We start from the raw sequence: 12,168 nt of genomic DNA, 5'->3' as shown, positions 1-12,168 counted from the left end.
GGGGGCTGCGCTCGGCACGCCGAGCTACGCCCCCAAACCCCCGTTTGCCCCCGTCACTTCTTCCCGGCGAGCCGCTCTTCCGACTCGGCGCGGAGGCGCTCTTCCTTCGCGCGCATCTCGCCCGTGGGATCGATCGGCGCGAAGTCCTCGGGGGAGAACACCTGCCGGATCTCGACTTCGCTGTCCGTGTACATGGGGTTCGGCATCCGCTTGACCCACTCGATCGCCTCTTCCTTCGACCGCACCTGCCAGATCCAGAAGCCCGAGACGAGCTCCTTGGTCTCGGCGAAGGGCCCGTCGAGCACGGTCCGGTTCGGCCCCGAGAACCGCACGCGGGCGCCCTTCGAGCTCGGGTGCAGCCCCTCGCCCGCGAGCATCACGCCGGCCTTCACCAGCTCCTCGTTGTACTTCATCATCGCGGTGAGCAGCTCCTCGCTGGGGAGCGTGCCGGCCTCGCTGTCCTGGGTGGCCTTGACCAGAATCATGAACTTCATCGTCGTTTCTCCTTCTTGCCTTCAGCTACACGTCGAACGAGAGGACATGGGATCGACACGTCCTACTCTTTTTTCCAGCCCGCCTGGTGCCGGAGCCACGTCGGGGCCACCTTCTCGATGATCGCCATCATCTCGGGCGGAATGTCCTCCCCGTCCGTCATCGGCAGGATCGTGAGGATGTCGTCGTGGCCGATCCCCGTGGGGCAGCGCAGGGCCCATTCGATGGCCTCTTCGCGGCTGTTCACGTCGATCAGGTAAAACCCGCCGACGAGCTCCTTCGTCTCGACGAACGGGCCGTCGAGCACGACCCGCTTTCCGTCCTTGATCCCGAGGCGCGCGCCCTGCCGGCCCGGGTTCACGCCCTCGGCCGTGATGAGCACGCCGGCCTTCGTCAGGTCCTCGTTGAACTTCATGTAGGCCGCGATGAGCTCGTCGCTCGGCGGCGCCTGCTCGGTCTTCGGGGCGTTCGGATCGGGGGCGGCGCAAATCATGAATCGCATGGTCGTGGCTCCTTACTCTCTCGTCGCTTGGTCGGGCTGGGCTCCCCGATTGGGCTTCATCGTGACGACGACCAAGCCATGCCCCGATCGACACGCCCCCAAAATTTTTTTGTTCGTCGGGTAGAACACTTAACCGTTTGCCAAACTATTTCTTGACAACCCCGGTCCGGGGACGATACTTAGGCACGTGCTTAACCAAAGCGCGTCCCTCGATCGTATGTTCCAGGCGCTCGCGGATCCGACCCGTCGGGTCATGATCGAGCGCCTGAGCCGTGGACCGGCCTCGGTGAGTGAGCTCGCCGAGCCTCTTTCCATGTCGCTGCCGGCGGTGATGCAGCACCTCTCGGTGCTGGAGACGAGCGGGCTCGTGCGCTCGGAGAAGGCCGGGCGCGTGCGCACGTGTCGGCTCGAGCCCACGGCGCTGCGGGCAGCCGAGCATTGGATCGCCGAGCGACGCGCGAGCTGGGAGCGATGCTTCGACCGGCTCGGCGCGTACCTCGCCGAGCATCCTGACGAACCTGAATCGAAGGAATGAATCATCATGATTGAACGATCCGTCACGCATACGACGTTTGTCATCGAGCGGTTTTTCCAGGTCTCACCGGCGCGGGTCTTCGCCGCCTGGTCGAAGGCGGAAGAGAAGCGCAAGTGGTTCAACTGTCACGAGGGCGGCGCGTACGAGCTCGATTTCCGCGTCGGGGGTCGTGAATCGTATCGAGGCGGCCCGAAAGGCGGCCCGATCTACACGAATGAGACGCGTTTTCAGGACATCGTCCCGAACCAGCGCATCGTCTACACGTACGACATGCACCGCGACGAGACGCGAATCTCGGTGTCGATGGTGACGATCGAGCTGAAAGCCGAGGGCAAAGGGACGCGGCTCGTCTTCACCGAGCAGGGCGCTTTCCTCGACGGACACGACGCGCCGGAGACGCGCGAGCACGGGACGAAGGTCGTGCTCGACAAACTCGTCGAGGGTCTCGAGCGCGAAGCCAACGCCGCCGCTTGACGGCGCCGCGCTCGGTCAGCCCTTTCCCTCGTCGGGATCCTTGATCGAGGGGATCGGGCGTCCGCTGTCGCGCCACGTGACCGCGGCCTTCCAGCCTTTCTCCTCGCTCATCTTCTTGAACCACATCCCCTCGGGCGAGTGCCGCGTGATGCCGTCGAAGAGCGTGGCGATCATCTGCGTGTTCGCGAGGCCCATGTTCTCGTAGGCCTGGTTGACGAGGAGCTTCTGCATCATGAGCTGGTTTCTCGGCACGCCGCTCATGCGCTCGGCGAGCGCCTCGACGCGCGCATCGAGCGCCTCGGCCGGCACCGCGTCGAGCACGAGCCCCATGGCCTTCGCCTCGACGCCGCGCACGAGATCCCCGGTGAGGAGCATGCGTTTGGCGCCCTCGACGCCGAGGCGATACACCCACATCGCCGTGGTCGGACAGCCCCAGACGCGCGCCGGCGGATACCCGATCAAGGCGTCCTCGGCCATCACGACGAGGTCCGAGCAGAGCGCGATGTCGCTGCCGCCGGCGACCGCGTGCCCGTGCACCTTGCAGATCGTGGGTTTGTAGCTCCGCCACAGGCTCATGAAGTCGTCCGTGAAGCGCTTCATGAGGCGATAATCGAGCATGGGATCCCAGGGCATCTCCTGGATGCCGATGGTGCGCCCCTCCCCCTCCGCGAAGAGCGCGAGGTCGTAGCCGGCGCAAAAGGACGCGCCCGCGCCGTCGAGCACGATCACGTGCACGCCGTCGTCGTCGTTCGCCCGCTCGACGGCCGCGCGGATCTCCCCGGGCATTTCGTCGGTAATGGCGTTGCGACGATCCGCGCGGTTCAGGGTGATCCGCGCGATGCGGCCTTCGGTGCGGTAGAGGAGGGTTTGGTAGGGCATGGCTGAGACTGGAAAACGACCCGGTCGGCACTGTAGACCATGTCCGTTGGGGCTCACAACATCGGTCGCGGCACGAAGGGCCCTCCCCGTGGGCGTTTTCGGCGTAGAATGAAGGTGTGAGGTCCGTGCCCCCGCGCGCCCTGGGCTCCGCGATCGTGATCGTCGCTGCGGCGTCGATCGCGGTCGTTGCCGTGCAGCGCGGGGCGCCTTCGCGACCGGACGAGCAGGCGCCCGCCGCGCCGGTGACGTCCGCGCTTCGGATGGGCGCTCTGCCCGAGGTCGCGTCCGCGCTCGCGCCCGCGCCGCCGAGCGACGTGCCCGCGGCGGCGATCCCGGCGGAGGCGCCGAGCGCGCCCGCGCGTTGCCCGCCGGAGCCCGCGATCGTGGTGCGCGCGTCCGAGCCGCCGCCCGCGGCGGAGCTCTTTCGCCTCGCCAAGGAGACACCCGAGGCGCTCGGATCGGCGTCCGTGGGTTCGCCCACGCGGGGCTCGCTGTTCGGCGGCGTGGAGCTCCAGGACTCCGAGGGCATCCTGCGCGCGGGCGGATATGGCTGGGGCACGGAGCTCGTCATTCGCTCGATCGAGCGCGCGGTGCGGGAGGTGCGGCGGTGTTTTCCGGACTCACCCCGGCTCTATGTCGGCGACATCGCCCGCGAGCGCGGCGGCTGGCTGAAGCCGCACCGGAGCCATCAATCCGGCCTCGATGCCGATATCGGTTATTATTACAAATCGCAGGCGACCTGGTACCAGCGCGCGACAGCGCAGAACCTCGACGCGGCGCGCACCTGGGCGCTCGTTCGAGCGTTGATCGAGGGGGGCCATGTCGAGATGATCTTCATCGACGTCTCGGTGCAGCGCCTCTTGCAAGCGTACGTCGCGACGCTGCCCGAGGGCGAGCGGCCGCCCGAGGACGTTTTTCCGAGCCCCACGAAGCGAGACACGATCATCCGCCACGCCTGGGGGCACGCGACGCATTTCCACGTCCGGTTCCGGGATCTGGCCGCAGTGGCGCTCGGGCAGCGGCTCGCCGACATCCTGCCGCGGCTCCGAGGCGCGCGCAGGGCGCCGCGGTGACGGGTTTTCCTTCGCTCCGCGCTTGCCGTGGGCGCGGGGCGGCCCGAGATGCGCTCCGGGAGGGTCATCCGATGGCAAACGAGAATCAGGGACCGAGCAAGCCGAAGGGCGAGTCCGACGAGCCGTCCGTCCGCCCGGACATCGAGACCGTCGAGAGCGAGCGCATCGCGCAGGAACACGTGCAGGAGACCGGATACGAGGGCGACAGGCCGGCGACGGGCGTGGTCAGCGATCGAGGGGACGCGCCGGGCGAGCCGTGGCGCCACGGCGTTCCTTTCGATCGGGCGCATTCGCGCGGCCGCGGCGGGCGGGGATGAAGCATCGGCGAGCGTTGCCGTGGCCGCAGGCGAGCCGCCCCGCCAGGGCAAATCGACGCCCTGGCAGGTGACGGGGCCGAAGCGCCCGGCCACGGTCCCGCACGTGCCCTCCCTTTCTTGAATGCAATCCAGTTCTGCCCTACCGCCGAGCCCGACGTGGCGGGGCCAGTTGGTTGTCTCACGGGTTTTGGCCTTCGTTTTCGCGCGTCCTGAATGTGCGCCGTCCTTTACGCTACCAATGAGAGCGACTAGGGTCGCAGACTCAGGGAAATCATCATGAGGGAGTGCGCCGAGACGGCGAGCAGCATCGAGGCCGAGCGTGACGAGCTGCGGGCGGAGGTCGAGCGGCTACGCCGCAGGCTCGCCGAGGTGGAGGGGGCCGCGGTCGACGCCCACGCGTCAAAGCGAATGGATGAGGATCTCCGGGCGCAGCAGGCGGTGCTCCGCGCGTTTCTCGACAACACGCCCGCCCTGATGTTCGTCAAGGATCTCGAGGGTCGGTTTGTCCTGGTGAACGAGGAATACGGGAGGTTCGCGGGCCGTCCGGCGGCAGAGCTCCTCGGGCGTCAGGGGTCGGCCGTGCTCGCGGCGGCCGACGTGCCGACGATGGACGCGGCGGATCGGCGCGCGATGACGGAGGGGCGGCAGCAGTTCGCCGCCACGCTGACCGTGCCAGATGGGGGGAAAAGGACCTACCTGACGGTGAAGTTTCCGATCCGGGACGGGCAGGGCGAGGCCTTCGGCGTGGGCACGGTGGCCATTGACATGTCGCGCGAGCAGGACGCCGAGGACGCGCGCGCCGCCTTGCAGGAGACGATCATCGCCGCGCAGGAAGCGACGATTCGCGAGCTCACGACGCCGCTCCTGCCCATCGCCGACCACGTCGTCGCCATGCCCCTTGTCGGCACGATCGACGAGCGTCGAGCAGCGCAGATCCTCGATGCATTGCTCGAGGGGATCACGCGGCACCAGGCGACCGTTGCAATTCTGGATGTCACGGGGATCCGTATCGTCGACACGCACGTCGCACACGCGCTCGTTCACGCGGCGCAGGCCGCGAAGCTGCTCGGCGCGCGTGTCGTGCTCACGGGAATGAGCCCGTCGATCGCGCGGACGCTCGTGGATCTCGGCGCGGACCTCCAGGGGATCGTCACCCTCGGCACGCTCCAGAGCGGCATTGCGTGGGCGATCCGGGGCCCGCGTTGAGGAGCACGAGCAGGTCGCGATTCTGAGGGGCGGCGAGGGCGATGTCGGGGCGGACGCTTTTTGTGCGCCGGCGCCCGCGTTTTACTTCCAGCTCACCTCGTAACGGCAACGCGGACCGCGTGTTTTTCGACAAACGGTGGGTTCGAGGTGTGTGACGAGGGCGGTGCGTTCGAATCGGCGCGCCCAGGTCTGGATGATTCCGCGGTCCAGATCGCAGTTGTACGGCGAGTCCACCACCATGACGGCTCGGTGCCGGGAGGAGGATACGCACTTGTAATGACCAATGCCCTCTCGCATCGTGCCCGTTTGCGAATCGAACATGGGCACGCCGTCTTCGAGGTGATTGAGGTGGTACCCCGCGTCGAAGAACTGCATCGCCGTGACGATGTCGGTGGCCCCGGGCGGAACCGCGACGTAGTTCACGACTTGGACACCCATCTCGAAGGCCCTCTGCGGACCGATGACGGTGAAGAACTCATTCATCGCGGCAATGACCTTGTCGAGCGGGCAGGTGGGCAGGATCTCGAACTCGCCGCTGGGCCCCACTCGTCCAAGCCCGTACTTCGTGAAGACGGCTTGTGGGGCGTCGGGGAACGCTTTGAACGCGTCGAAGTAACTGGCGAGGATGGCCCTCGTGGCCGCGAATTTGGAGAGCATGCCGGAGGATAGCGGACGGGGCGAGGAAAACCAGGGCGGGCAGGTTCCCTGCGGGGGTGCGAGGGGCCTCCCCCGTGCCGATCACGCATTCACGAGGCGCCCCTCATGCCGGATTTTTCGGCTTTTGCGCCACAAACATGCCGACGGTGAACACGCCGGACGCTCGCGCAGCGTCGAGGGCCACCTTGCCTTTGCGGAACAACTCCCCTTCGGGTCCTTCGTAGCCCAACCATTTCGGGCGATCGTCGTCCGGCGTGCTCCCCCAGCACGGGCCGTCGGGGAAAAGGTCCTCGGCGACGAGCACTTCGAGCCCCGCGTCTGCCATCATGCGCCGGTAGCTCTCGACCGTGCCGTGGCCTGGTATCCGAATGTGCTCGTTGACTGGCCGCATGAACACCATGATCGCTTCCTCGGTCACGTGCTCGCCGAATGGCCTCTGCAGCCAGTCCTCCCCAACCAGGCGGCCGCCCGGTTTGAGCACCCGCGCGAGCTCGCGGAACAACGCCGGTTTGTCCGGGATATGGCAGACGGACTCGAAAAACGTCACCGCATCGAAGCACCCATCGGGGAACGGAAGATGTTTGTAGCCCGTGTCCTCGAGCGTAAGAAACTGCGCGCGGTCCGTCATCCTCTGCTCGGCGGAGCGCTCTCGGGCGCGTCGATTCAGGCGGTCGTTGTTCGTGACCCCGATGAACGAGGCGCCCGATACCTTGGCCATGTGCAGCGTGGGGCCGCCGATGCCGGAGCCGAAGTCGAGCGCCCAGCCGCCGCGCGCGAGCCCGCTGTGCGCGAGGAGCTTCTCCTCCATGATCTGGCAAGCTTCGAGGCCGGAGAGACCACGCGCCTCCGCTTCCGGATCGCCGTGGTGCCACCGATCTCCCATGAGCGCCTGGTACGCGTGCAAGGCGCTGTCGTAAAACTCCCGGACGTCGTGCTCCTGGATCATGTCGAATTCCTCGCGGCGGTGTCGGAAGGGGTGGAGACGCGCGCTGCGTCCGCGAAGTCGAAGGCCGCCACGGAACAAAGCTCTCGCAGCCGTGCGAGTCCGAGCGACCGAAATGTCAGGTTGGCGTGCATGGCGGGGGCGCAATGAACCGAACAGCCATCCACCTTGTCAAGTCTTTCTCACATGTCACGTGCAGGCGCGGCGGAGCCCTGCAAACAGGGCCCCGCGCGCGGCGGGAATCCAACGGTGACCGAAACTTTTACGCATTCACGAGGCGCATGCTCATCTCCGGGTAACGTGCGCCGGCCGCGACGCCGCGGGGCATGACCGCGTCGAGGCGCGCGAGGTCGTCCGCCGAGAGCGTGATGGCATCGGCCGCGACGTTCTCTTCGAGGTAGCTCCGGCGCTTCGTGCCCGGAATGGGCACGATGAAATCGCCCTGCGCGAGCACCCACGCGAGCGCGAGCTGCGACGCCTTCACGCCTTTCTCGGCGGCGATCGCCTCCACCTTGGCCACGAGGTCGAGGTTCTTCTGGAAGTTTTCCCCCTGGAAGCGCGGCGAGCTGCGGCGGAAATCGTCGGGCGCGAGGTCCTCGAATCGCTTGATTTGCCCGGTGAGGAAGCCGCGGCCGAGGGGGCTGTAGGCGAGGAAGCCGATGCCGAGCTCGCGACAGACCGAGAGGATGTCGTCCTCCGGATCCCGCGTCCAGAGCGAGTACTCCGTCTGCACGGAGGCCAGCGGATGGACCGAATGCCCGCGCCGGAGCGTCGACGCGCTCGCCTCCGAGAGGCCGATCGCACGTACCTTGCCCGCCTTCACGAGGTCCGCCATCGCGCCCACGCTCTCCTCGATCGGCGTCTTCGGATCGACGCGGTGGAGCTGATAGAGATCGATCACGTCGACGCGGAGGCGCCGGAGGCTCGCGTCGCACGCGTTCCGGATGTACGCGGGCGTGCCATTGATGCCGCGTACGCTCGGATCGTTTGCGTCCCGCACGATTCCGCACTTCGTCGCGAGCACGACCTCGCCCCGCCGGTCCGCGATGGCGCGGCCGACGAGCTCTTCATTCGTGAACGGTCCGTACATGTCTGCCGTGTCGAGCAGCGTGACGCCGAGATCGAGCGCGCGGTGAATCGTGGCAATCGACTCGGCCTCGTCGCGCGGGCCGTAAAAATCGCTCATGCCCATGCAGCCGAGGCCGAGGGCAGAGACCGTGAGGGGACCGAGCTTACGCGTGTGCATGAGGGGCTCCTTCTTCTCGGGCGGTATGGTAGCGTCGGCGCCGCATGCACACCATCCCTCGGGGCCCCTTGACGCTGGCTGCTTTCTTGCTTTTCGGCTGCGCCACGCAAAACCAGCCGCGCTCCGTGAACGACGAGGGGAGCAGGCGCGAAGGTCCCGTGGACGACTACATCCACGCCGTGATGGAGAAAAACCACGTGCCCGGCGTGGCCGTGGCCATCGTTCGTCAGGGCAAGGTCGAGAGAATCTCCACGTACGGCGCCGCGGACCTCGAGTCCGAGGCGAAGGTCGGGCCCGAGACCGCGTTCCAGATCGCCTCCGCGACCAAAGTGTTCACGGGTACGCTCGTGATGCTCCTCGTGCAGGAGGGAACGATCCGCCTCGATGATCCGATCTCGAAATATCTGCCCGACGCGCCCGAGGCCTGGAAGGCGATCACGGTCCGGCACCTCGCCGCGCATGCGTCGGGCTTGAAGGACGATCCCGGCGATCAGAATGACGCCGCCGCCTCGGTGGCCGCGCGGTACGAGGCCGCGAAGAAGGCGCCCCTCGCCTACGTGCCCGGCGAGCGCAGCGAATACGCGCTCACGGATTTCGTGGTGCTCACGCACGTGCTGGAGACCGTCACGGGCGAACGATTCGAGGAGCTCTTGAAGCGCCGCATCTTCCAGCCGCTCGGTTTTTCCTGTACGCGCTTCGAGCACGCGACGCAGGAAGGTCTGGCGCGCGTCGCCGACGTCATTCCGCGGAGGGCCACGATCTACCGCCTCGAGAATGGCACGCAGAAACGCGCCTGGTTCCTCTATCCCGCCCACGCCTATGCCGCCGGGGGCATGTTTTCTTGCGTGAAGGACCTCGCCCGCTGGGCCGTCGCCATGGACGAGGGCACGCTCCTCACCCCGGAAACACAGGCGGTCGCCGCCACGGCGTTCAAGCTGAACGACGGTCGCGCGGGCGAGTTCGGCGTGGCCTTTGGCGTCGGCCGATTGCGCGGACAGGCGACCTTCGGGCATAGCGGCGGCGGCGCGCTCGCCGATGTGCTGCGCGTCCCGGATCAGAAGCTCTCGGTGATCGTCTTGACGAACGAGCAGCGGCTCCTCCCGCTCCTCGCGCCGAACATCGCGAGCATGCACATGCCGCCTCTGCCCGGGGTCGCCGCGCCGGGCATCCCCGACGCGGATCCTGCCCTGACGGCCGCACATCGCGCGGTGGTGGAGGGCCTCCTGCAAGGCACGCTCGATGCGGCCGCATTCGCGCCGAGCGCAAAGGAGCAGATCCTGCCGAGCGTGCGCTCGTTCGGGACCCCGGGCAATGCCCTCCAGCCGCCCCTCCGAAAGCTGGTTTTGCTCGAAGATCGCAAGGCCGGCGAGCCGGGCAAGCGCGTCTATCGCGCGATCTACGGCGAGGACACGTCGCTGCGGTGGGTGTTCGATCTGGATGCCGCAGGCAAGATTCTCGATTTTAATTACGCGTGGGAATGATCAGGTCCGCGCGGCCCGCGCGGCCGGCGTGCCCGCCCGTGTGGCATTGTTTGATGCGTCGGGGTGCTCCGTAGGGCCCTACCCGAAGACGATGGGTTGGTCGCAACGGCGAGCATACGAACCGAGCTGAAATGCAAGGCGCGGATTCGTGTTTTGCGGTCATGCTGCAAGATGGAAGGGGCGTGGGTTCGTCGCCGGCCTGGACTGGAATTTGCCGGGCACGGGAGCGCCATGAACAAAGCCGCATTGCTCGATGTGGATGGGACGCTGATCGATACGAACCTGCTGCACGTGCTCGCCTGGCGACGGGCGTTCGAGCGGCTGGGGAAAGAAATCGAGGCGAATCGGATCCTGCACGCGATTGGAATGGGCGGAGATCGGCTCGTGCCCGCGATTCTGGGCGAGGTTCCGGACGACGTCGCCGAGCAGGCGAGCGCATTTCACGCCGAGGAATACGTGGACACGGGCTTGATCGAGCATGCGCGGGCGCTCCCCGGCGCGGCGCGGCTGCTCGAAGCGCTGCGCGAGCGAGGGGTGCGCATCGCGCTGGCGAGCTCGGCGCGGCGCGAGGAGCTCGATCGGCTCCTCGCGAAGCTCGGCCCGGCCGCCGAGCACGTGGACGTGATCATCTCGAAAGACGACGTCTCCACGACGAAGCCCGCGCCCGACATCTTCGCGGAGGCCCTCGCGGCGCTCGGGCGGCCGGCCGAGGCGTTCGTCGTGGGCGATACCGTGTACGACATCCTCGCGGCGAAGCAGATCGGGCTGCCGTGCTTGTGCGTGCTGACCGGCGGCATCGAGCGTGACGTGCTCGAACAGGCGGGCGCGGCTGCAATCTATGCGACCCCGCAGGCCCTCGCCGACGATCTCGATCGCGCGCTCGGCTCGAGCCGGCGCGCGGCGTGACGTTTTACGCGTAAAACCCGCGGATCGTGACCGAAATGCGGCGCCCGCGCGCGCCCTTCGGCGCGGGGACCTCGTGGGTGAAGGCTCGATTCGTGTCCCACGGGATCACGATGACGCCCGCATGCACGGCGGGGACGTCCACGAACCCTTTTTCGCGCCACGGTCGCATGCGAAACACCCGCTCCTCGCCGAACGAGAACGTGACGATCGGCGAACCCTCGACGCGGTTGATGTCGCTGTCGCGGTGTTTTCCAATGTAATGACCCTCCGCGCCGTCGTACCAGTTGAAGAGCAGGCCGTTCAGCCGCGGATCGAAATGCTCGCGCGCCCAGCCGAGCCAGACGTCCATCTGCGGCGTGAGCGGGAGCGCGCGATTCGTGCTCCCCGTGTAGCGGTAGTCCGCACCGTACGCCTGTTGCCATCGCGGCGTGCGCACGAGGCGGCCGTGCATCTTGATCTCGTGAAACGAGTCCGGGTGCAGCGCCCAGAGCGCCTCGAAGCCGGCGGCGTCCGGGACCAGGGCCTCCGGCAGGGCGCCGACCTGCACGTGGTGCGTCTCGTCGAGCGCAACGGTGCGAAGCGAGATCATGGGCTGATCATACGTTCAGACAGTGCGGAGCACAAGCAGGTCGTTTCCTGGCCGGCGGTTGACCGCGCGCTGGTGAGTGGTTTTACTCGGGGCCCGGCCGCGTCCGGCTGAAGGAGGCTCGTTTTTGATGTCGCTCACGTTCTACTACGGCTCCGGCTCGCCGTACGCCTGGAAGGTATGGCTCGCGCTCGAGCACAAGAAGCTCGACTACGATTGGAAGCTGCTCACGTTCGACCGCGGAGAGACGCGCACCCCCGAGTTTCTCGCGGTGAACCCGCGCGGAAAGGTGCCCGTCCTCGTGCACGACGGCCTCGTGATCGCCGAATCGAACGCGATCGTGGAGTACCTCGAAGAACGATTCCCCGAGTCTCCGCTCTGGCCGCGCGACGTCGCGACGCGCGCGAAGGCCCGCCAGCTCGCCGCCGAGGCCGACGGGTACATCGCCCCGGTGCAGCGGCGCCTGTTCCAGGAAACTTTGTACACCAAGGAAGAGGCGCGGGACGCGACCAAGATCGCCGAGGCGCAGGCGGCGATCCTCGAAGAGCTCGCGCGATGGGAGGCCCGGCTCACGGGCGATTGGCTGGCAGGTGAGCTCTCGCTCGCCGATTTCGCGGCCTATCCGCACATTCGCGCGATCCGTCGCGTCGACGACCGGTTGCCCGGGCATGGCCTCGGCGACCTCTGGCCCGCCCGCACCACGGCGTGGATGAAGCGCGTCGAGGCATTGCCCTATTACGCGAAGACGATTCCCCCGCACTGGAAGGGCTGACCTTCGGCGCCCCCTCGGCAGCTCGGCCGCGCCTCGCGGCCGGGCTCGCAGGCTCGTCGTCGATGGCCGCGTCCGCGCGGGCGGGGCGGCCTTCGAAGA

The 12,168-nt window shown here is 67.4% G+C and carries 15 protein-coding genes; 8 read left to right on the top strand and 7 right to left on the bottom strand.

The genetic code is table 11. From position 1 onward, the window contains the following. Positions 1–53: 53 nt before the first annotated feature. Together QHF85_RS01885 and QHF85_RS01880 are read right to left on the bottom strand one after the other, a co-directional pair. Positions 54–494, bottom strand: a complete 441-nt coding sequence (locus tag QHF85_RS01885; RefSeq protein WP_281325275.1) for a YciI family protein — start codon at positions 492–494, stop codon at positions 54–56. Between the two features lie 62 nt (positions 495–556). Next, the gene (locus QHF85_RS01880) at positions 557–994 is read right to left on the bottom strand and encodes a YciI family protein (RefSeq protein ID WP_281325274.1); all 438 of its coding nucleotides are present in this window, start codon (positions 992–994) and stop codon (positions 557–559) included. Between the two features lie 187 nt (positions 995–1,181). Here QHF85_RS01880 and QHF85_RS01875 point away from each other — a divergent pair, with 187 nt between their 5' ends. Together QHF85_RS01875 and QHF85_RS01870 are read left to right on the top strand one after the other, a co-directional pair. After that, complete coding sequence (locus QHF85_RS01875; RefSeq protein ID WP_281325273.1) at positions 1,182–1,529, top strand: metalloregulator ArsR/SmtB family transcription factor; 348 nt, start codon at positions 1,182–1,184, stop codon at positions 1,527–1,529. Between the two features lie 6 nt (positions 1,530–1,535). Then, positions 1,536–2,003, top strand: coding sequence for an SRPBCC family protein (locus QHF85_RS01870; protein ID WP_281325272.1), 468 nt, complete (start codon positions 1,536–1,538; stop codon positions 2,001–2,003). A 15-nt stretch (positions 2,004–2,018) separates the two neighbouring features. Here QHF85_RS01870 and QHF85_RS01865 read toward each other — a convergent pair whose 3' ends face one another. Further along, a complete protein-coding gene (locus QHF85_RS01865; RefSeq protein WP_281325271.1) occupies positions 2,019–2,882 on the bottom strand; it encodes a crotonase/enoyl-CoA hydratase family protein in 864 nt (287 codons plus the stop codon). Between the two features lie 116 nt (positions 2,883–2,998). On the opposite strand from QHF85_RS01865, the gene QHF85_RS01860 reads away from it, so the two are divergent. The 3 genes from QHF85_RS01860 (at position 2,999) to QHF85_RS01850 (ending at position 5,478) form a co-directional block, all read left to right on the top strand. Then, on the top strand, positions 2,999–3,955 hold the full coding sequence (locus QHF85_RS01860; RefSeq protein ID WP_281325270.1) for a penicillin-insensitive murein endopeptidase: 957 nt from the start codon (positions 2,999–3,001) through the stop codon (positions 3,953–3,955). Positions 3,956–4,026: 71 nt separating this feature from the next. Further along, positions 4,027–4,272 carry a hypothetical protein gene (locus QHF85_RS01855; protein ID WP_281325269.1) on the top strand — a complete coding sequence of 82 codons (246 nt, stop codon included), beginning with the start codon at positions 4,027–4,029 and terminating at the stop codon, positions 4,270–4,272. Between the two features lie 276 nt (positions 4,273–4,548). Next, positions 4,549–5,478, top strand: coding sequence for a PAS domain-containing protein (locus QHF85_RS01850; protein WP_281325268.1), 930 nt, complete (start codon positions 4,549–4,551; stop codon positions 5,476–5,478). A gap of 81 nt (positions 5,479–5,559) precedes the next feature. Here the strand turns inward: QHF85_RS01850 and QHF85_RS01845 are convergent, their stop codons facing one another. From QHF85_RS01845 to QHF85_RS01835, 3 genes are all read right to left on the bottom strand, one after another. Beyond that, a complete protein-coding gene (locus tag QHF85_RS01845) occupies positions 5,560–6,135 on the bottom strand; it encodes a hypothetical protein (protein ID WP_281325267.1) in 576 nt (191 codons plus the stop codon). Positions 6,136–6,238: 103 nt separating this feature from the next. Next, positions 6,239–7,081: a methyltransferase domain-containing protein gene (locus tag QHF85_RS01840; RefSeq protein ID WP_281325266.1), complete on the bottom strand. Its 843-nt coding sequence runs from the start codon at positions 7,079–7,081 to the stop codon at positions 6,239–6,241. Positions 7,082–7,340: 259 nt separating this feature from the next. Next, on the bottom strand, positions 7,341–8,324 hold the full coding sequence (locus QHF85_RS01835) for an aldo/keto reductase (RefSeq protein ID WP_281325265.1): 984 nt from the start codon (positions 8,322–8,324) through the stop codon (positions 7,341–7,343). A 44-nt stretch (positions 8,325–8,368) separates the two neighbouring features. Here QHF85_RS01835 and QHF85_RS01830 point away from each other — a divergent pair, with 44 nt between their 5' ends. Both QHF85_RS01830 and QHF85_RS01825 read left to right on the top strand, forming a co-directional pair. Next, complete coding sequence (locus QHF85_RS01830; RefSeq protein ID WP_281325264.1) at positions 8,369–9,805, top strand: serine hydrolase domain-containing protein; 1,437 nt, start codon at positions 8,369–8,371, stop codon at positions 9,803–9,805. A gap of 231 nt (positions 9,806–10,036) precedes the next feature. Beyond that, positions 10,037–10,711: an HAD family hydrolase gene (locus tag QHF85_RS01825; protein WP_281325263.1), complete on the top strand. Its 675-nt coding sequence runs from the start codon at positions 10,037–10,039 to the stop codon at positions 10,709–10,711. 4 nt (positions 10,712–10,715) lie between these two features. Here the strand turns inward: QHF85_RS01825 and QHF85_RS01820 are convergent, their stop codons facing one another. After that, positions 10,716–11,300, bottom strand: a complete 585-nt coding sequence (locus QHF85_RS01820) for an alpha-ketoglutarate-dependent dioxygenase AlkB (RefSeq protein WP_281325262.1) — start codon at positions 11,298–11,300, stop codon at positions 10,716–10,718. 127 nt (positions 11,301–11,427) lie between these two features. Here QHF85_RS01820 and QHF85_RS01815 point away from each other — a divergent pair, with 127 nt between their 5' ends. Further along, positions 11,428–12,069 (top strand): glutathione S-transferase family protein, encoded by a 642-nt coding sequence (locus QHF85_RS01815; RefSeq protein WP_281325261.1) that lies wholly within the window; start codon positions 11,428–11,430, stop codon positions 12,067–12,069. Positions 12,070–12,168: the final 99 nt, after the last annotated feature.

The organism is Polyangium sp. 6x1 (assembly GCF_029946515.1).
Taxonomy (GTDB): domain Bacteria; phylum Myxococcota_A; class Polyangia; order Polyangiales; family Polyangiaceae; genus Polyangium.
Note: the sequence above shows the minus strand (reverse complement) of the source record. Positions and strands in the feature narration are given on the sequence as shown.